Origin of the sequence: Sphingomonas sp. DC5200-1 (assembly GCF_049897245.1) — a bacterium.
In the GTDB taxonomy this organism is placed as follows: domain Bacteria; phylum Pseudomonadota; class Alphaproteobacteria; order Sphingomonadales; family Sphingomonadaceae; genus Sphingomonas; species Sphingomonas aquatilis.
Window position 1 is genome coordinate 282,364 of record NZ_JAFCVW010000005.1, and the last position, 18,587, is coordinate 300,950.

Annotated in this window: 18 protein-coding genes and 1 pseudogene; 9 read left to right on the forward strand and 10 right to left on the reverse strand. The window is 67.8% G+C overall.

What is annotated here, in order from left to right:
* Positions 1-30 precede the first annotated feature (30 nt).
* Positions 31-2,115 (forward strand): TonB-dependent siderophore receptor, encoded by a 2,085-nt coding sequence (locus ACP7A3_RS13065; protein ID WP_426255887.1) that lies wholly within the window; start codon positions 31-33, stop codon positions 2,113-2,115.
* A 7-nt stretch (positions 2,116-2,122) separates the two neighbouring features.
* Here ACP7A3_RS13065 and ACP7A3_RS13070 read toward each other — a convergent pair whose 3' ends face one another.
* The 5 genes from ACP7A3_RS13070 to cobA form a co-directional block, all read right to left on the reverse strand.
* Positions 2,123-2,881: a phosphoadenylyl-sulfate reductase gene (locus ACP7A3_RS13070; protein WP_426255888.1), complete on the reverse strand. Its 759-nt coding sequence runs from the start codon at positions 2,879-2,881 to the stop codon at positions 2,123-2,125.
* The gene (locus ACP7A3_RS13075; protein ID WP_426255889.1) at positions 2,874-3,308 is read right to left on the reverse strand and encodes a DUF934 domain-containing protein; all 435 of its coding nucleotides are present in this window, start codon (positions 3,306-3,308) and stop codon (positions 2,874-2,876) included. The genes ACP7A3_RS13070 and ACP7A3_RS13075 overlap by 8 nt, the downstream gene beginning before the upstream one ends.
* Positions 3,301-4,932, reverse strand: coding sequence for a nitrite/sulfite reductase (locus tag ACP7A3_RS13080; RefSeq protein WP_426255890.1), 1,632 nt, complete (start codon positions 4,930-4,932; stop codon positions 3,301-3,303). The genes ACP7A3_RS13075 and ACP7A3_RS13080 overlap by 8 nt, the downstream gene beginning before the upstream one ends.
* 282 nt (positions 4,933-5,214) lie before the next feature.
* Positions 5,215-5,511, reverse strand: a complete 297-nt coding sequence (locus ACP7A3_RS13085) for a DUF2849 domain-containing protein (protein ID WP_017979270.1) — start codon at positions 5,509-5,511, stop codon at positions 5,215-5,217.
* The gene (cobA, locus tag ACP7A3_RS13090) at positions 5,508-6,299 is read right to left on the reverse strand and encodes a uroporphyrinogen-III C-methyltransferase (RefSeq protein ID WP_024310288.1); all 792 of its coding nucleotides are present in this window, start codon (positions 6,297-6,299) and stop codon (positions 5,508-5,510) included. Before cobA ends, ACP7A3_RS13085 begins: the two co-directional genes overlap by 4 nt.
* A 211-nt stretch (positions 6,300-6,510) precedes the next feature.
* Between cobA and ACP7A3_RS13095 the strand changes: the two genes are divergently transcribed.
* Positions 6,511-7,230, forward strand: a complete 720-nt coding sequence (locus ACP7A3_RS13095; protein ID WP_426255891.1) for an EAL domain-containing protein — start codon at positions 6,511-6,513, stop codon at positions 7,228-7,230.
* Between the two features lie 114 nt (positions 7,231-7,344).
* Here ACP7A3_RS13095 and astD read toward each other — a convergent pair whose 3' ends face one another.
* Together astD and ACP7A3_RS13105 are read right to left on the reverse strand one after the other, a co-directional pair.
* A complete protein-coding gene (gene astD / locus ACP7A3_RS13100; RefSeq protein ID WP_426255892.1) occupies positions 7,345-8,757 on the reverse strand; it encodes a succinylglutamate-semialdehyde dehydrogenase in 1,413 nt (470 codons plus the stop codon).
* A 66-nt stretch (positions 8,758-8,823) separates the two neighbouring features.
* Positions 8,824-10,183 (reverse strand): annotated as a pseudogene (locus ACP7A3_RS13105) (protein adenylyltransferase SelO family protein).
* A 51-nt stretch (positions 10,184-10,234) separates the two neighbouring features.
* Between ACP7A3_RS13105 and ACP7A3_RS13110 the strand changes: the two are divergent.
* From ACP7A3_RS13110 to ACP7A3_RS13120, 3 genes are all read left to right on the forward strand, one after another.
* The gene (locus ACP7A3_RS13110) at positions 10,235-11,092 is read left to right on the forward strand and encodes an alpha/beta fold hydrolase (protein ID WP_426255893.1); all 858 of its coding nucleotides are present in this window, start codon (positions 10,235-10,237) and stop codon (positions 11,090-11,092) included.
* Positions 11,089-12,342, forward strand: coding sequence for a DUF418 domain-containing protein (locus ACP7A3_RS13115; RefSeq protein WP_426255894.1), 1,254 nt, complete (start codon positions 11,089-11,091; stop codon positions 12,340-12,342). Before ACP7A3_RS13110 ends, ACP7A3_RS13115 begins: the two co-directional genes overlap by 4 nt.
* Before the next feature lie 61 nt (positions 12,343-12,403).
* Entirely contained in the window at positions 12,404-13,537 is a 1,134-nt protein-coding gene (locus ACP7A3_RS13120) for a glycosyltransferase (protein WP_426255895.1), read from the forward strand.
* Between the two features lie 211 nt (positions 13,538-13,748).
* On the opposite strand, the gene ACP7A3_RS13125 is transcribed toward ACP7A3_RS13120, so the two are convergent.
* Positions 13,749-14,153, reverse strand: coding sequence for a hypothetical protein (locus tag ACP7A3_RS13125; protein WP_017979262.1), 405 nt, complete (start codon positions 14,151-14,153; stop codon positions 13,749-13,751).
* Between the two features lie 252 nt (positions 14,154-14,405).
* Here ACP7A3_RS13125 and ACP7A3_RS13130 point away from each other — a divergent pair, with 252 nt between their 5' ends.
* The 3 genes from ACP7A3_RS13130 to ACP7A3_RS13140 are packed head-to-tail and all read left to right on the forward strand — an operon-like array spanning position 14,406 to position 16,569.
* The gene (locus ACP7A3_RS13130; RefSeq protein ID WP_426255896.1) at positions 14,406-15,809 is read left to right on the forward strand and encodes an NAD(P)H-dependent flavin oxidoreductase; all 1,404 of its coding nucleotides are present in this window, start codon (positions 14,406-14,408) and stop codon (positions 15,807-15,809) included.
* Between the two features lie 2 nt (positions 15,810-15,811).
* A complete protein-coding gene (locus tag ACP7A3_RS13135) occupies positions 15,812-16,111 on the forward strand; it encodes a putative quinol monooxygenase (protein WP_426255897.1) in 300 nt (99 codons plus the stop codon).
* Positions 16,112-16,119: 8 nt separating this feature from the next.
* On the forward strand, positions 16,120-16,569 hold the full coding sequence (locus ACP7A3_RS13140) for a hypothetical protein (protein ID WP_426255898.1): 450 nt from the start codon (positions 16,120-16,122) through the stop codon (positions 16,567-16,569).
* 23 nt (positions 16,570-16,592) lie between these two features.
* Here ACP7A3_RS13140 and ACP7A3_RS13145 read toward each other — a convergent pair whose 3' ends face one another.
* Complete coding sequence (locus ACP7A3_RS13145; protein WP_017979258.1) at positions 16,593-16,790, reverse strand: hypothetical protein; 198 nt, start codon at positions 16,788-16,790, stop codon at positions 16,593-16,595.
* A 106-nt stretch (positions 16,791-16,896) separates the two neighbouring features.
* Complete coding sequence (locus tag ACP7A3_RS13150; RefSeq protein WP_426255899.1) at positions 16,897-17,907, reverse strand: 2-hydroxyacid dehydrogenase; 1,011 nt, start codon at positions 17,905-17,907, stop codon at positions 16,897-16,899.
* A gap of 103 nt (positions 17,908-18,010) precedes the next feature.
* Between ACP7A3_RS13150 and ACP7A3_RS13155 the strand changes: the two genes are divergently transcribed.
* On the forward strand, positions 18,011-18,499 hold the full coding sequence (locus ACP7A3_RS13155; protein WP_017979256.1) for an SH3 domain-containing protein: 489 nt from the start codon (positions 18,011-18,013) through the stop codon (positions 18,497-18,499).
* Positions 18,500-18,587: the final 88 nt, after the last annotated feature.

Consider the following 18,587-nt stretch of genomic DNA (forward strand, 5'->3'; position numbering starts at 1 on the left):
TGGGACGTTACAACATCACTGGAATATGTTTTGCTTCTTCGATCCCGCGTTGCCGCCTGCCTGTCGCCGCTGATTGCCTGCCTCCCGATCACCCCCGCCGCTGCGCAGGATACCGATGACGTCGCCGTCGGCAGCGGCGATATCGTCGTGCTCGGCACGCGTCGCGCGCGCAGCGATGGGACGCTGTCATCGGATATCGCCACCCGCACGCTCTCGCAGTCGAGCCGATCGATCGAGCGCGACCTGCTGACCGCAGCCGGGACCTATCGCCTGTCGGACGCGCTCGAACTCGTCAGCGGCGTCAGCAACCAGAACAATCGTGGCGGCGTCATGGACAATTTCGCCATCCGCGGCTTCCTGGGCACGCCGGACGGCGGCGGGGAATATTATGTCGATGGTTTCCTCGCCAATCGCGGCATGGGGCCGCCCCGCGATCCTGCCACCACCGAACGGATCGAGCTGCTGAAGGGGCCCGCGGGCGCGCTGTTCGGCGACATCGATCCGGCGGGCCGCGTCAATATCGTCAGCAAGACGCCGGATTTCGTCCCGGCTGCTTATGCGGTGTTCACGCTGGGATCGTTTGGAACGCGCCGGGTGGAGCTGGATGCGACCGGGCCCGTGTCGCGGACGCTTGCCGCGCGGATCGTCGTCGCGGCGGAAACGTCGGACGGCTGGCGCAACTTCGTCGGGCTGGATCGGCAGGTGGTGATGCCGTCGCTCACCTGGCGGCCCAGCGATCGGCTGCGCGTCACCTATATCGGCGAGATCACGCGCTTCGACACGCTGTTCGATCGGGGCATTCCGGCGCTCGACGGGAACGCGAACGCCGTGCCGCGCGATGCCTATTATGGCGAGCCGAACGACGGCAAGACCCGCTTCCGCAACCAGCGTCACCAGCTGACGGCGCTGGCCGACCTCGGCAACGACTGGACGGTGACCGGCGGCGTCGCGTGGCGGACGGGAACGCTGAAAGGCTTTTCCTCCGATCAGTCGCGGCTGGTCGGCGGCCGGACGCTGTGGCGGCAGCGGCGTTCGCGCGATTTCAAGGTGGACGATCTGTCCGCGCGGATCGAACTCGCCGGACATATCGGTGCGCATCGGCCCAGCATCGGGCTGAAGGGCTACACGCTGGATTATGCCGAACGCTGGATGCGGCGCAATCCGGGCGATCCGGCGCGCGGCGGCAATCCCTATGCGATCGACGTCTTCGCCCCCGTCTACGGCCAGACACCGCCGACGCTGCTGCCCTTCACGAACAATCGCGAAAAGCGCTGGTCGGGCACGGTCTATGTGCAGGACATGTGGGATGTGACCGACCGGCTGACGCTGTCGGGCGGGGCCAGGTTCGATGCCTATCGCCAGCGCATCCGCAACAACAACACGGGGCAGGTGGGGCGTACGGTAGGCTCGCCGATGCATTACCGGCTCGGCGCGCGCTACCAGGCTACCGATGCGATCGCGGTCCATGCCAGCTGGGGCGAAAGCTTCGTGCTCAACTCGGGCACGGGTCGCGACGGCAACGGCTTTGCACCCGAAAGCGGCGTCGGATATGAGGTCGGCGTTGCCGGACGCTGGGCGGGTGTCGACGTCGCCGCAACGTGGTTCGATATCCGAAAGCGCGGCATCCTCGCCAACGACCCCGTCGACCCCGCTTTCAATGCGCCGGTCGGCAGCCTGCGCAGCCGCGGGATCGAATGGGACGCGTCGGTACGGATCGCGCCACATTGGCAGATCGTCGGCAATTACGCCTGGACGCGCGCACGGGTAGACGACGGCGCCTTCCCGACCGATCGCGCGCTGAACGTGCCCGATCACAGCGGCACGGTCTTTGCGCTGGGGCGGTTCACCGACGCTGACGGACGTGGGTTCTCGGTGAGCGCCGGCGCCAGCTACATGGGCGACCGCGCCGGGTCGATCGAGCGCGACTATGTGGTGCTGCCCGCCTATCTGAAGGCCAAGGCAGCGATCGAATATGCCGTATCGCCGCGGCTGACGCTGCGGGCGGAGGCGGACAATCTGTTCGATCCCCGCTACGCGCAGAGTTCGTACAGCCGGGTGTGGATCTATCCGGGGCAGCCGCGCAACGTCCGATTGTCGCTACGGGTCAGCAGCTGACGTCGGCTTAGAACGTCGGGTCCTCGCCGGGCAGGGTGGAGACGTGGATGCCGCACTCCACCTTGTCCCAGCCGCGCCAGCGGCCGGCGCGCGGATCTTCGCCGGGGCGGACCTTGCTGGTGCAGGGCGCGCAGCCGATCGACAGATAGCCCTGCGCCTCCAGCGGGTGACGCGGCAGGTCGTGCTCGGCGAAATAGGCATCGAGCTGATCCTTCGACCAGTCGGCGAGCGGATTGATCTTCAGGCGCCCGTCGTCCTCCTCGAAGCGGGGGAGTGCGGTACGGGTGCCGGCCTGGAAGCCCTTGCGGCCCGAAATCCACGCGTCGAACGGGCCGAGCGCGCGGCGGAGCGGTTCGACCTTGCGGATCTCACAGCAGCCGTCCGGGTCGTAGGACCAGCGCATGCCGGTCGCGTCGCGTAAGGCGAGCACCCGCGGATCGGGCCGGAAGACGCGCAGGTCGGTGAGGCCCAGTCGCTCAGACAATTCGTCGCGATAGGCGAGAGTCTCGCCGAACATCTTCTGCGTGTTGGTGAAGATGACCGGCACGTCCTTGTCGATCTGCGCCACCATGTGGAGCAGAACCGCCGATTCGGCGCCATAGGACGACACGGAGGCGATACGGCCCGCCAGTTCGCCGGTCAGCAGTTCGCGCAGCATCTCGGGCGCGGGCATGCCGGCGAAGCGGATCTGCATCGCGGCGGCGTCCGCGGCGGTAAAGGCGGGCGCGACATCTATCGTGTCGAGCTGTCGTGCTGCCTCAGCCATGGCGCAGCTTCCACACCGGGGCGACGGCGTCCGCCGCGGTCTGATAGCGATAGTCGTAGCGGTCGAGCGCACGGGTCAGTGCCTCGCCATCGATCGGGGCTTCGGGCGCGAAGCTGTCGAACCCGCAGCGGCGCATCAGGGGCAGCTGATCGACCAGCACATCGCCCGCCGCGCGAAGCTCGCCGGTATAGCCCGCCTCGCGCAAGACGCGTGCGGCGCTATAGCCGCGGCCGTCGCGGAAGGTGGGGAAGCTGACCTCGACGAGCGCGAGCTGCCCCAGCTGCGGGATCAGCGCGCGCGCGTCCTCGCCTGCCTCCAGCCGGACCGCAGAGGCGTTAGTCTGGCCCAGGAAGGCGTCGAGCGTGACGGCGGGTTCGTCGTGCGGCTCGTCGTCGCGGAAGCGCAGCAGCGTGTCGGCATCAGCCATAGATCGCCTCCTTGAACGGTTCGAAGCCGACGCGGCGATAGGTGTCGAGGAAGCGTTCGCCCTCGTCGCGGAGCGCGACATAGCGGTCGGTCACGCGTTCGATCGCGTCGACGACGCCGTCCTCCGAGAAGCCGGGGCCGGTGATCTTGGCGAGGCTGACGTCCTCCGCCCCCGAGCCGCCGAGCGAGAGCTGGTAGTTTTCGGTGCCCTTCTTGTCGACGCCGAGGATGCCGATGTGGCCCGCATGATGGTGGCCACAGGCGTTGATGCAGCCGCTGATCTTCAGCTTCAGTTCGCCAAGGTCGCGCTGGCGTTCGCGGTCGGCGAAGCGGTTCGCGATCTTCTGGGCCAGCGGGATCGAGCGGGCATTGGCGAGGCTGCAATAATCGAGGCCGGGGCAGGCGATGATGTCGGTGATGAGGTCGAGGTTCGGCTCGGCGAGGCCGGCGTCGCGCAGCGCGGCCCAAAGGTCACAAAGGTCACGCCCGTGCACATGCGGCAACACGATGTTCTGCGCATGTGTGACGCGTAACTCATTGAAAGAAAAGCGTTCTGCCAGATCGGCCAGCAGGTCGATCTGATCGGCCGTCGCATCACCGGGAATACCGCCGGCGGGCTTCAAGCTGACGTTGACGATGTGGTAGCCGGGTTGCTTGTGCGCAACCACGTTCTGGTCGAGCCAGACGGCGAAATCGGGATCGCTGCGGTCGACCGCAGCGGCCGGGCCGGTGTCGAACGCGGGGAGCGCGAACATCGCGGTGATGCGGTCGAGTTCGGCGCGCGGCGGATCGATGCCGAGCTGTTTGACGAGGGCAAATTCCTCCTCGACCTGCGCGCGGTAGGCGTCGGCGCCGATCTCGTGGAGCAGGATCTTGATCCGCGCCTTGTAGATATTGTCGCGGCGGCCGTAGCGATTGTAGACCCGCAGGCACGCCTCCAGATAGCTCATCAGATCGTCGGCGGTGACGAAGTCGCGGATCAGGTGGCTGACCATCGGCGTACGGCCCATGCCGCCGCCGACGTAGATCGCGGCGCCCAATTCCCCGTTTTGTTCGAGCAGCTGGATGCCGATGTCGTGCAGGCGCATCGCCGCGCGATCCTCGGCCGCGGCGATGACCGCGATCTTGAACTTGCGCGGCAGGTAGCTGAATTCGGGGTGGAAGGTGCTCCACTGGCGGATCAGCTCGGCCCAGGGGCGCGGGTCAGTCACTTCGTCCGCCGCGGCGCCGGCATATTGGTCGGCGCTGATGTTGCGGATGCAATTGCCGCTGGTCTGGATGGCGTGCATCTGCACCGTCGCGAGCTTCGCGAGAATGTCCGGCGTGTCGGCGAGCTTGATCCAGTTGAACTGGAGGTTCTGGCGCGTGGTGAAATGGCCGTAGCCGCGGTCGTAATCGCGGGCGATCGACCCCAGCATGCGCATCTGGCGCGCGTCGAGCGTGCCATAGGGAATGGCGACGCGCAGCATGTAGGCGTGCAGCTGGAGATACAGGCCGTTCATCAGCCGCAGCGGCTTGAACTGGTCCTCGGTCAGCTGGCCCGACAGGCGGCGCTCGACCTGATCGCGGAATTCGTCGACGCGGGCATCGACGATCGCTTGGTCGTATTGGTCGTATTTATACATGGCGGGCTTTCCGGCCTTCGGAGTTTTGGTTCGCGCGAAGACGCGAAGACGCGACGCGGGTTTGGTTCACGCGGAGACGCGGAGACGCGGAGAAGAAGAGGGGGGCGGGACGGGGCGTCGCGCCACCAACCCTCGTTATCCCGGCGAAGGCCGGGATCCATGGTTGCGGCGCGGTCAGCGGTTGCGTGATGGCCTCAGCGACGTCGTGTCCACGGATCCCGGCGTTCGCCGGGATGACGAGGGGGAAGGTTGGAATGACGAAGGGTAGGGTGGGGCCGGGCATCATATCACCCAGCTCCCGGCCTCTGGGTCCGCCGGCTTGAGCGTCAGGTCGGGCCGCACGGTCGGGCCGAGCGCGCGGATGCGATCCTTGATATGCGCGGGGCGGGGGCCTTCGGGCGTGGCGATCGCGTCGATCAGATAGGGGACGTTGACGCGGCGCGCGCCCTCCTCGGCTCGCAGGATACCTTCGCCCTCGTGGCCGACGTCGACGGCATCTTCAACATGGCGCGACCAGCCGGTGCCGGTCCACCACACGACGTCGCCGGTGGGGAGGTCGTTTCCGGTCAGGAGCCTCATGCCGACATATCCTCCGCAACGCGCGCCCAGCGAGCGAGCTTGTCCTCGGCGTCGGACAGTTCGACGACCTCGCCGACGACGATAATCGCCGGGCTTTGCACGCGCTCCCGCTCCACCATCGGGCCGAGGTCGGCGAGCAGGGTGCGGATCGCGCGGCTGCCGACGAGCGTGCCGCGCTCGAGCACCGCGACGGGCATGTCGGGCGCGACGCCGTCCGCCATCAATTTGTCGGCGATGTCGTTCGCCGTCGCGACGCCCATGTAGATCACCAGCGTCCGACCCTGACCGGCGAGGCCGGACCAGTCCTGATCCGCCAGCCCCTTGCACTGGCCCGCGACGAAGCTGACCGCGCTGCTGTGATCGCGGTGGGTGAGCGGCAGCATCGCCTCCGCCGCGCAGCCGAGCGCCGCCGAGACGCCGGGAATGACCTCGACGGGCAGGCCGGCGGCGCGCACCGCTTCGACTTCCTCGCCGCCGCGTCCGAAGATGAAGGGGTCGCCGCCCTTCAGCCGCACGACGATCGCGCCGGTCTTCACATGAGCGACGATCAGCGCATTGATCGCCTCCTGCGGCAGCGTGTGACGGGCGCGGCGCTTGGCGACGGAAATACGCTGTGCCGACGGCGGTGCGAGATCGAGCACGCGCGGGTCGATCAGCCCGTCGTGGACGAGGATGTCGGCCGTCCGCAATGCCTCGACCGCGCGCACGGTGAGCAGTCCGGGATCGCCCGGCCCTGCGCCAACGAGGATGACGCGCCCACGGGCGCCCGGATCGAGAAGCGTAGCCATGATCGCCGACATGGCCTCTGCGCCCTCGTGCGGCAACGCAGCGATGCTTGTGGCGACGGTAGGGAAGCTTGTGGCTGATTTACATTAATGTCATTTCGGGTGCGTGGTTCATGTCGCGTTAGTGTTTGTCACCTAGCCCTTATGTATGACAAGCATCGCTCCCGTCGGGTGTCAGGGCTGCCGCTCTGCAGCCCATGTCTTCGACATAGCGATGGCGTTCCAGCCCATCGTCGATACGGTCACCGGCCTGCCCTTCGCCTATGAGGCGCTCGTGCGTGGGGGGAACGGCGAGGGCGCGGCTGAGGTGCTGGCGCGCGTGACGCCCGACAATCGCTACGCCTTCGACCAGCAATGTCGGGTTGCGGCGATCGAGGGGGCGGTGGCCGCTGGTATCCTCGACACGGGTGCCAAACTGTCGATCAACTTCCTGCCCAATGCGGTCTATTCGCCGCTCGCCTGCATCCAGTTGACGCTGAAAACCGCGCGGGCGACGGGGCTGCCGACCGATCGGCTGATCTTCGAATTTACCGAGAATGAGGAGATGGCGGACACTGCGCATGTCCAGACGATCGTCGAATCGTACCGCGCGATGGGATTCGGCACGGCGATCGACGATTTCGGCGCGGGGCATGCCGGGTTGGGCCTGCTCGCCAAATTCCAGACCGACTATATCAAGCTCGACATGGAGCTGATCCGCGACATCGACGCCAGCCTGCCGCGGCGGATGATCGTCGAGGGGGTGGTGCGGATCGCCGCGTCGCTCGACATCACGCTGATCGCCGAGGGGATCGAGACGGTCGCCGAATATGAGACGCTGCGCAGCCTCGGCGTGCGCTACATCCAGGGCTATCTGCTGGCGCGGCCGGGGTTCCGGACGCTGCCGGTGGCGGTGCTGCCGGACGCGCGCGCGGCGGCGGTGGCGGGTTTGTAGACCTGCGCTTCTATCTTGACCCGTCATTGCGAGCGTAGCGAAGCAATCCAGGGCGTCATGATCCGGCTCTGGATTGCTTCGCTACGCTCGCAATGACGGAAGGAGGGTCGCGATTTACGCGTCCCTGAGGCCGATCCCGATATTCGCCCGCGCGCTTTCGGCTTCGTTGCTGACGACCGGATAGGCGCAGTAATCGGCGGCGTAATAGGCGCTGGGGCGATGGTTGCCGCTCCAGCCGATGCCACCGAACGGGGCCGCTGACGACGCGCCGTTGGTCGGGCGGTTCCAGTTGACGATGCCAGCGCGAATACCCGCCCAGAAGCGATCGTAGAGCGACGGCGTGTGGCTGACGAGGCTCGCCGACAGGCCATAGCGCGTGTCGTTCGCGATGCCGATCGCCTCATCGAAATCGCCGGCGCGGTAGACCTGCAGGATGGGGCCGAACAGCTCGATATCGGGCCGCTCGGTGGCGTGGGTCATGTCGATGATCGCGGGGCTGAGGAACGGCTTGTCGTCCACCGGCCGTTCCATGTGCCGGATCGGCCGGCCGCCGCGCATCGACAGCGCGAGAAAGCTTTCGGTCAGCATGTCGGCGGTATGGTTGTCGATCACCGGCCCCATGAAGGGCTGCGGATCGTCATGCGGCGCGCCGACGATCAGCCGCCCGGCCAGCGCATTTACCTGCTCGATCAGCGGATCGTACAGCCGGTCTTCGACAATCAGGCGGCGCGCGGCGGTGCAGCGCTGGCCGGCGGAGGTGAAGGCGGACTGGATCACCAGCACGGCGGCCGAATGCAGGTCGGGCGTGTCCCAGACAATGATCGGGTTATTGCCACCCATCTCGAGCGCCAGAATCTTTTCGGGCTTGCTCGCAAAGGCGCGGTTGAGCGCAAGGCCCGTGCGCGCCGATCCGGTGAACAAAAGGCCGTCGATATCGGGATGCTCGGCGAGCGCCTTGCCCTCCGCCGGGCCGCCGAGCAGCAGCCGGACGCACGCCTCGGGCACGCCCGCGGCGCGGTAGCAGTCGATGAGGAATGCGCCGGTCGCAGGCGTCTTTTCGGAGGGCTTGAACACCACCGCATTGCCGGCGAGCAACGCGGGGACGATGTGGCCGTTGGGCAGGTGCGCCGGGAAGTTATAGGGTCCGAGCACCGCGAGCACGCCGTGCGGCTTGTGGCGCAGCGCCATGCGGCTGCCCATCGGCGCGTCGAGCCGGCGCTGCGCGGTGCGTTCGGCATAAGCGGTGACGGAAATGTCGACCTTGGCGATGACCGTGTCGATCTCGGTCCGCGCTTCCCACAGCGGCTTGCCGGTTTCGCGGGCGAGCAGGTCGGCGAACTGTTCGTGGCGTTGCCGCACGACGTTGCCGAAGCGGCGCATCGTTTCGATCCGCACGGTCAGCGGCAGCGCAGCCCAGGCGGCCCAGCCGCCGCGCGCGGCCTCCACCTCGGCATCGGCATTGCCGATCGGGCCGCGCCAGAGCTCTGCCCCGGTCGCGGGTTCGTGGGAGATGATCTCGTCAACCATGCGTGTGCGCTTCGGCCCTCCTGCGGGCGGGGTTAGGCGAATGGCGGCGGGGCGGCAAGGTGGCGCTCAGGCGAGCGCATCGCCCATGGCGCGGATCGCGGCGACCTTGGCGTGCAGGCGGGACCAGTCGTCGGCGTCTGCGATGGGCGTCCAGAGCGCCTCGACCTCGTCGATCAGCATGCTGCACGGGCCGCCCTGCCAATAGGCGTGGTCACGCGACTTGCGCGGAGCGTAGGGGGCGAGGGCGGCGCGCAGATCATCCCACGCGCTGCCGTAGCTGTCCGGCAGAGCGCCGCCGAACACGTCGAAGAACAGGCGATCGATGGCCACCTCGGTCGCGCGCATCGTGCGTTCGAGGGTGCGCACGAGCGCGCGGTCTTCGTCGTCGCCGCGCGGGGTGACGCCGATCCGCCATAGCAGCGCGTCGGCGATCTCGCGCTGATAGAGCGCCGGGAACGTCTCGAGCGCGGCGATCAGCGGGTCGCTCTCAGCGATCAGGCGCAGTGAGGCCGCGAGCTGCATCACGTCCCAATGGATCGCCTCGGGCTGGCGGCCGAAGGCGTAGAGACCGGCGTGATCGAAATAGGCGGCGGTGAAGGCGGGGTCCCACGTCGGGGCGAACCGCCACGGGCCATAATCGAAGCTTTCTCCGGTGACGTTGATATTGTCGCTGTTGAGCACGCCATGGACGAAGCCTGCCGCCATATAGCGTGCGGCGAGACGCGCGGTGCGCTCGACGACATGGGTGAGGAGCCGGATCGGATCGTCGGACTCCTCAGCGTGCAGATGGTGGAGGACGTAGCGGACGAGCGCGCGCATGCCCGCTTCGTCGCGTTCGTAGGCGAGGCGCTGGAAGGTGCCGAATGCGGATATGGCTGTGGCTGAGGCGGACCAGCACCGCTGACCGCGTGGGGGAGGGTTCGTCGCCGCGAACAAGCTCTTCGCCCGTCTCGATCAGGGACAGCGTGCGGCTGGTGGGGACGTTGAGCGCCTCCAGCATCTCGGTCGCCAGAATCTCGCGCACGCCACCCTTCAGCGTCAGCCGGCCGTCGCCGAAGCGGCTATAGGGTGTCTGGCCGGACCCCTTGGTGCCGAGGTCCATCAGCCGGCCGGCCTCGTCGTACATCTGCGCAAAGGTGAAACCGCGGCCGTCGCCGATGTCGGGGTTATACTGGCGGAACTGATGGCCGTGATAGCGCAGCGCGAGCGGTTGCGGCAGCGTGCCGGGCAGCGGCTGGAAGCGGCCAAAGGCTTGTATCCATTCGCGATCGTCCAGCGTCGCCAGCCCCACCTCCGCAGCGGCGCGATCGTTGCGGAAGCGGAGCCGCGTCTCGGGGAAATCGGCGGCCTCCACCGGGGTCGCTATCGTGTCGCCGAGATCGAGCAAGGCGGTGGCGGGGCGGTATGCTTGCGGGGTGGTGGGCATGTGTGGATATGGAGGGCGCTGGCCCCCGGCCGCAACCCCGAGGATTTCCGCATGGCTGCGTACGAAGACGGTTACTGGATGTCGGCCGACGGGCTGAAGCTGCACTATCGCATGTATCCGGGCGATGAGAGCCTGCTGCCCGTCCTGTGCTTCCCCGGCCTGACCCGCAACGCGCGCGATTACGACGCGCTCGCCGCAAGGCTTGCCGGACGGCGGCAGGTGATCTCGGTGGAGTTTCGGGGACGCGGGCGCAGCGAATACGCCAAGGATCCGATGACCTATGTGCCGGCGACCTATGTCGCGGACGTCCAGGCGCTGCTGGCCGAGCGCGGGATCGGGCGGTTCGTCGCCATCGGTACGTCGCTGGGCGGGATCGTGACGATGCTGCTCGCGCAGGCGGGTGCGCCGATCGCCGCGGCGCTGCTCAACGACGTCGGGCCTGAGATCGAGGCGGCGGGGTTGAGCCGGATTCGCGGCTATGTGGGCAAGGGCAGCAGCTGCCCGACGTGGATGCACGCGGCGCGCACGCTTGCAGAGGGCAATGGCGACGTCTATCCCGATTGGGAAATCGAGGATTGGCTGGCGATGGCCAAGCGGCTGTACCGCCTGACCAGCAGCGGCCGCATCGTGCTGGATTACGATCTGAAGATCGCCGAACCCTTCCGTACGCCGGGTAACGAGGCGGGGGCGGATATGTGGGCGGCGCTGTCGGCGCTGCGGGACACGCCGACGCTGATCGTTCGCGGCGGCCGATCCGACGTGCTGTCGCAGCCGGTTGCCGAGCGAATGCTGGCGGCGCTGGACCAGGCGGAACTGGTGACGCTGCCCGGTGTCGGCCACGCCCCGACTCTCGCCGAAGAACCGCTGCGCGATGCCATTGACCGGCTGCTGGATCAGGCTCGCGCGTGAGCGAAGCGGGAATGCCGGCGGCGGTTCCGCCGGCTAATCGACCGGCCAATGAACCAGACGGCGCGCCGCGGATCGCGACGCTGGATATCCTGCGTGGGATCGCGATCCTCGCCATCCTGTTCATGAACATCAGCGAGATGGGCGCGTCGATGACCGCCAATTGGTCGGACCTGCACCATCTCGGCTGGAGCGCGAGCGACCAAATTGTCTGGTGGCTGCGCACGATCCTGATCGAGGGCACGCCACGCGCGATGCTGCAGATGCTGTTCGGCGCGGGCATGCTGATCCTGACCGACCGCATCGACGCGCGGTCGAGCGATCCGCTCAGCGTTCCGCTGCGCTATGGCTGGCGCAATCTGGTGCTATGGGCGTTCGGCATGGCGCACATGCTGCTGCTGCTGTGGCCGGGCGACATCCTGCACAGTTACGCGGTGGCGGCGATGATCGCGTGCCTGTTCCGCGGGCTGCCGCCGCGGGCGCTGCTGGTGCTGGGCCTGTCCTATGCCACGTTCACGATGGCGTTGGGGCTGAGCACCGTCTCGCACCGGCTCGCCGATCCCACCGCCGCGTTTGCGAGTGCGACCCGTACCGCGAAGGCGGACGACGCGGCGGTCGCGCGCGAAGACGCGTTCGGCCACGGCACGATGGCGCAATGGACCGCCGGGCAGCGCGCGGTGTCGATGGATCGGCTGCGCAACGAGGAAGTGGTGATCGTCTGGGAAGCCGCGGCGACGATGCTGATCGGCGCGGCGCTGTTCCGCTGGGGCGTGTTGCAGGGGGCCTGGTCGCGGCGGCGCTATGGGTGGCTGCTCGCGGTGGGATACGGCATCGGTGTGCCGCTGCGCCTGTACGGCGGGTGGGAAGCGACCCGGCTGGAGGGCGGGTTCGACGTCGCCTGGCTGTGGGAGGATTTTGCCCGGCTGGCGATGACGATGGGGCATCTCGCCGCGGTGATGCTGGCGGTGCAGGGGGCGCGGGGGCGGCGCCTGTTGCAGCCGTTCGTCGCGGCCGGCCGGACCGCGCTGACGCTCTATGTCGCGCAGACGCTGATCGTGTCGTGGTTGATCTTCTCGCCGATCGGGCTGGGGCTGTACGGTCGGCTCGACTGGACGGCGATGATGGCGGTGGCGCTGGCCGTGAACGCGCTGCTGCTGTGGGGCGCGAACGTCTATGTCCGCCACTTCCGCATCGCGCCGGTGGAATGGGCGTGGCGGTCGATCGTCGAACGGCGGATGCTGCCGCTGCGCTGATCGCGATTCGCCGGGGCAAAGCGGTTTCGTCGGCGATGCGAACGGGGTACAGCCCGGCGCGATGCACCAGCCGGTCCATATCCTCCACCTGCATTCCAGCTTCAGCCTGGGCGGCAAGGAAGCGCGCGCCGTGCGCCTGATGAACGCCTTCGGAGACGCGGCGCGGCACACGATCGTCAGTGGCATGCCCGACCAGCTCGGCGCGCGCGCCCAGATCGCCAAGGGCATCCGCTACGAAATCGCGCAGGACCCGCCGTCGCTGACCGGGCGGCCATCGGTTGCGCGCTATGAGGCGCTGGCGCGCTACATGCGGCGCTTCGATCTGGTGCTGACCTATAATTGGGGCGCGATCGACGGGGTGATGGCGCGCCGCGTCTTCCCAAAGGGCACACCGCCGCTGGTCCACCACGAAGACGGGTTCAACGCCGACGAGGCGGGCGGGCTGAAGATCGAACGCAACGTCTATCGCCGCATGGCGCTGGGTGCGGCGCATGCCTTGGTCGTCCCGTCGGAGGTGCTGGAAGGTATTGCGCGCACGACGTGGAAGCAGCCGGCCGGCCGCGTGCACCGCATCGCCAACGGCATCGATACGGCGCGCTACACGCAAAAGCCCGAATTGCGCGCGATCCCCGGCTTCCTGCGCGATCCCCGCGACGTGGTGATCGGCAGCCTAGCGGGGCTGCGCGAGGTGAAGAACCTGCCGCTGCTGGTGCGCGCCTGCGGCGGCCTGAGTGGGCGCTTCAAGCTGGTGATCGTCGGCGAAGGGCCCGAGCGAGACGCAATCCTCGCCGCGGCCAAGGCGATGGGCATCGCCGAGCGGCTGGTGCTGCCCGGCTTCCTCGACCGGCCGTATCGCTTCGTCGGGCAGTTCGACATCATGGCGCTGTCGTCGAAAAGCGAGCAGCTGCCGATCAGCGTCGTCGAGGGGATGGCAGCCGGGCTGCCGATCGTCAGCACGCCGGTGGGCGATGTGCCGCGCATGGTTGCGGCGGAGAATGCGCCCTTCGTCACCGGTGGCGACGAGGTACTGCTGCGCGATGCGTTGCAGGCCCTCGTGTCGGATGCCGCATTGCGCCGGCGGGTCGGCGCGGCCAATCAGGCCAAGGCGCGCGCCGATTACGATGCGGATACGATGATCGCGCTTTACCGGACGCTGTATGCGGACGCGTTGGGGCGTCCGGGCGCGCTGGGGTAGTTCGGATAAAAATGCGAAGTCGCGTTCCCATTCCTCCCCCGCCAGGGGGAGGTGGCGGCGCCGAAGGCGGTGACGGAGGGGGCGGACAGCAACGTCCCTAATAACGAAGCGCTGCCCTGACCTCCCCCTCCGTCATGCCTTACGGCATGCCACCTCCCCCTGGCGGGGGAGGAATGATCCGCTACGCCGAAGAGTAATCCGTCTTCGGCGATCAAATTTCCGTCAGGTCCACCGCGTTGCGTGTCACGAAGGCGAGCGTTGCCGGATCGGCCTCGCCATGGGCGAGCAGGGCGAGATCGCTCGCGCCTTGAAGCAGGCCGTCCTCGACCTCCGGTTCCTGGGCTTCGGCCGCCTCGACCGTGCCGGCGAGAATGTCGCGCGCCTGATCCTTGCCATAGGCGCTGGCAAAGGCGGCGAGCGCGGTGGCGAAGCATTCGCGATCGGTGACCGGAGCCGCCGGGCGGTGCTGAAGCGAGGCGCAGGCGGCACCCAGCACATAGCCGCGTGACCACGCCGATCCGGTGGCGCCGCCATGCGGCACCGCGCCCGCCGCATAGCCCAAAGCGGCGAACTGGCCGGACAGCAGCGCGTCGAGCGGACCGCTGGGCAGCGGCATGGGGGCAGGCTTGCGGGAACGGGGCGTGCGCTTGGGCGCGATCAGAGTGTCGAGAACCCCCATGGGTCGATGATCCCTCGGCATAAGAAGACGTGTCGTGTCGCGCCTCTCTGCCGCAATCGGGTTAACCGCCGCCTAAGCCTGCCGCAGGTCCGGTGGTGCATGCGGCTAGTACACGTTGCATTTCCTTCGCTTCGCCGCGTTCATCTTGTATAGCCGACCGGATTTGTTCCCAGCGAGGTTGGATTTTCCGTGTTCAAGGGCCTGAAGCCGATCGTGTACAATGGCCGTGAGGTCTGGCCGCTGGTCGAGGGCGGCAAGGGTGTCGCCGCGACCAACCATGCCTCCGCGGGCGCCTGGGCGGCAGCGGGCGGGATCGGCACCGTCTCGGCGGTCAACGCCGACAGCTACGATCCCGAAGGCAAGATCATCCCGCAGGTCTATCGCGCACTGACGCGGCGCGCCCGGCATGAAGAGCTGATCGAATATGCCATCGAAGGCGCCGTCCAGCAGGTGAAGCGCGCGTTCGAGATCGCGGGCGGCAAGGGCGCGATCAACATCAACGTCTTGTGGGAAATGGGCGGCGCGCAGCGCGTGCTGCACGGCGTGCTGGAGCGGACCCGCGGCATGGTGGCGGGCGTCACCTGCGGCGCGGGCATGCCCTATAAGCTCAGCGAGATCGCGGCGTCGTACGAAGTGTCGTACCTGCCGATCGTCTCGTCGGGCCGCGCCTTCCGCGCGCTGTGGAAGCGTGCCTATTCGAAGGCGGCGAACTGGCTGGCGGCGGTGGTGTATGAGGACCCGTGGCTGGCCGGCGGCCACAACGGCCTGTCCAACGCCGAAGACCCGCTGAAGCCGCAGGACCCGTACCCGCGCGTCGCCGAGCTGCGCAGCGTGATGCGCGAAGGCGGCATCCCCGACAGCACGCCGATCGTGATGGCCGGGGGCGTCTGGTATTTGCGCGACTGGAACGACTGGATCGACAATCCTGAGCTCGGCACCATCGCCTTCCAGTATGGCACTCGCCCGCTGCTGACGCAGGAAAGCCCGATCCCCGAAGAGTGGAAGGGCCGCCTGACGCAGATCGAGGAAGGCGATGTCCTGCTGCATCGCTTCTCGCCGACGGGCTTCTATTCGTCCGCGGTTCGCAACCCGTTCCTGCGCAACCTGGAGGCGCGGTCCGAACGCCAGATCGCCTTCTCGACCCAGGAAGCGGGCGACCACGTCTTCCAGCTCGACGTGGGCGTGAAGGGCAAGAACTTCTGGGTGACGCGCAACGATCTGCTGCGCGCACGCCAGTGGTTCGGCGAAGGCTATACCGATGCGCTGAAGACGCCGGACAACACGCTCGTTTTCGTGACGCCGACCGAAAAGGGCATCATCCGCAAGGATCAGGCGGACTGCATGGGCTGCCTGTCGCAATGCGCCTTTTCGAGCTGGGCGGATACCGAAACCAACTCGACCGGTCGCCTCGCCGACCCGCGCAGCTTCTGCATCCAGAAGACTCTGCAGGACATCGCGCACGGTGGCGACGTCGACCAGAACCTGATGTTCGCCGGTCACGCCGCCTACAACTTCAAGCGCGATCCCTTCTATTCGAACGGCTTCGTGCCGTCCGTGAAGCAATTGGTCGACCGCATCCTGACCGGCGACTGATCGTGCTGCTGATCGCCGGGACGATCCGCCTGCCCGCCGACCGGCTGGTGGCGGCGCGTCCGGCGATGCGCGCGATGGTGGAGGCGAGCCGGGCCGAGGATGGATGCCTTGGCTATAGCTACGCTGAGGACGTGCTCGAGCCGGGGCTGATCCATGTCGCGGAGCGCTGGCGGGATCGCGCTGCGCTGGAGCGCCATTTCGCGACGGCGCATCTGGCGGCGTGGCGTGCGTGCTGGCCGGAGTTCGGCATCGGCGAGCGTGCGTTGACGCTGTTCGAGACGGACGACGGCACGCCCACATGACGCCAAGGGTGGCCGCGGCGCTGGCTGATGTGGCGCAACTGATGCGGCCGGCGCGCCATCCCTGGTGGATCATCGGCAGCGGGGCGGTCGTGTTGCATGGAGCGGAGGCCGGCGACGTTCATGACATCGATGTCCTGATCGATCGCGCGGATGTTGCCGCAGTGCTGGCAGCGGCCGGGGTAGCGCCGCTGGCGATGCCGCCGGACCCGCTCTTCCGATCGGATATCTTTGCCGTGTGGCAGGGCGCGGACGTGCCGGTGGAGATCATGGCAGGCTTCGCTATCGCCGATCCGCAGGGATGGTGGCCGGTGCAGCCTGAGCCGCGGGAGGCGATCGCTGTGCGCGATGCGACGCTCTTCGTGCCGGCACGTTCGGAGCTGGTCGCGCTGCTGCGCCGTATGGGGCGGCCTAAGGACCTGCGGCGGGCTGTGGCGTTGGAGGAGCGGGAGCCGGGTTGAGGCTCGACCCCCGCTCCATAAGGTTAGTTGGCGACGGTGCCGACCACTGCGCCGGCCGTACCACCGACCGCGGCCCCCTTTTCGACGCTGCCGCCCGTTGCCGCAGCGACACCCGCGCCACCCGCCGCGCCGATACCTGCGCCCTTGAGCGTCGAGCAGGCCGACAGGCCTGCGGCGGTGCCGAGGAGAAGGAGCGTGGCGGCGATCGGCTTGAGCGTCATGGGTTAGGCATCCTGTCAAATGGGGTGCCGCGTTCAATGTTGCCGCGCAGCAAAGGTTGCGCGACCCCATGAAATATCACGATTTGTTACATTTGTGCCGGAGGCGTCAGAGCCAGCCGTCGAGCACCTGATCGGGCGGGCGGTGGCCGTCCGCCCACATGCGGATGTTCTGGATGACCCGCTCGCCCGATGCCTGCCGCCCTTCGAGGGTCGCCGAGCCCATGTGCGGCGTCATCACCACATTTTGCAGCGCGAGCAAACGCGGATCGATCCGCGGTTCGTGCTCCCAGACGTCGAGGCCTGCTCCGGCGAGGCGACCCGCCTCCAGCGCATCGACCAGCGCGACCTCGTCGACGATGCCGCCGCGCGAGGTGTTGATCAGATAGACGTGCGGCCGCATCAGCCCGATACGCCGCGCGTCGATCAGATCTCGGCTGTCGGTGTTGAGCGGCGTGTGGATCGTCACGATGTCGGCCAGCCCGAGCAGGTCGTCGAGATCGGCGTGGAAGGTCGCGCCCAGGTCCGCCTCGACCACCGCGGGCAGGCGGCGGCGGTTGTGATAATGGATCGACAGGCCAAAGGCGCGGGCACGGCGCGCGACCGCTTGGCCGATGCGGCCCATGCCCACGATGCCCAGCGCCTTGCCACCGATGCGCCGGCCCAGCATGCCGCCGGGGCTCCAGCCATGCCATTCGCCCGACCGGACGAGCTTCTCGCCCTCCGCCAGCCGGCGGGGGACGGACACGATCAAGGCCATCGCCATATCCGCCGTGTCTTCGGTCAGGACGCCCGGCGTATTGGTGACGATGATGCCTCGCGCGCGCGCCGCTTTCAGCGCGATATGGTTCACGCCGGCGCCGTAATTGGCGATCAAGCGCAGCCGCTCGCCCGCGCCTTCGATCAACGTCGCGTCGATCTCGTCGGTGACGGTGGGGACCAGCACATCGCAGTCGGCCATCGCCGCGGCGAGTTGATCGCGCGTCATCGGCGTATCGCCGCGGTTGTTTGCCGTGTCGAACAAATCCTCCAGCCGCGTCATGATCGAGTCGGTCAACTCGCGCGTGACGATCACGCGGGGCGCGCGCGGCGCCGGCGGACGGGGGCTGGTATCTGGCATCGCGCGTCCGGCTTGGCGAAGGTGCGGGCGAACGTCAACGCATCGTTGCCACCGCGCGCGGCGGCGCTAGAGAGAGGATATACGAGAAAAAGGGACAGTGACGATGCGCCATCGGATCTGGGCGGCAGCGGTGCTGGCGGCGGTCGCTATCGAGGGCGGCGCGCTGGCGGCCGACGCCAAGAAGACATTGCCATATTATGCCTCGATCAACGCTGGCCGTGCGCGGATGCGGACCGGGCCGGACAAGACCTATCCGGCGAGCTGGCTGTATCAGCGCGCCGATCTGCCCGTGCGGGTGGTCGCCGTGTTCAAGCAGTGGCGCAAGGTGGAAGACCCGGACGGCACGCAGGGCTGGATGCTGGCGGCGCTGCTCAGCGAACGCCGCACCGGCATCGTGCGTGGCCAGCAACCCGCCGATATGCGGGCGCAGCCGTCCGCCGGCGCCGGCCTGTCGTGGCGCGCGGCCCCGGGCGTTGTTGGGCGGCTGAGCGAATGCGGCAATGGCTGGTGCCGTTTCGACGTGAAAGGGCAGGCGGGCTATGTCGAGGTGTCGCACCTGTGGGGTGTCGAGCCCACGGAACGGCTTCCGTAAATTGGTAACCCGCCGTTAGTGTAATTTGGGTTAGCGCGCAGAGGTATAGGAGCCGCCGCGCGTGATCCCGACCGAGCCTTTACCGCTT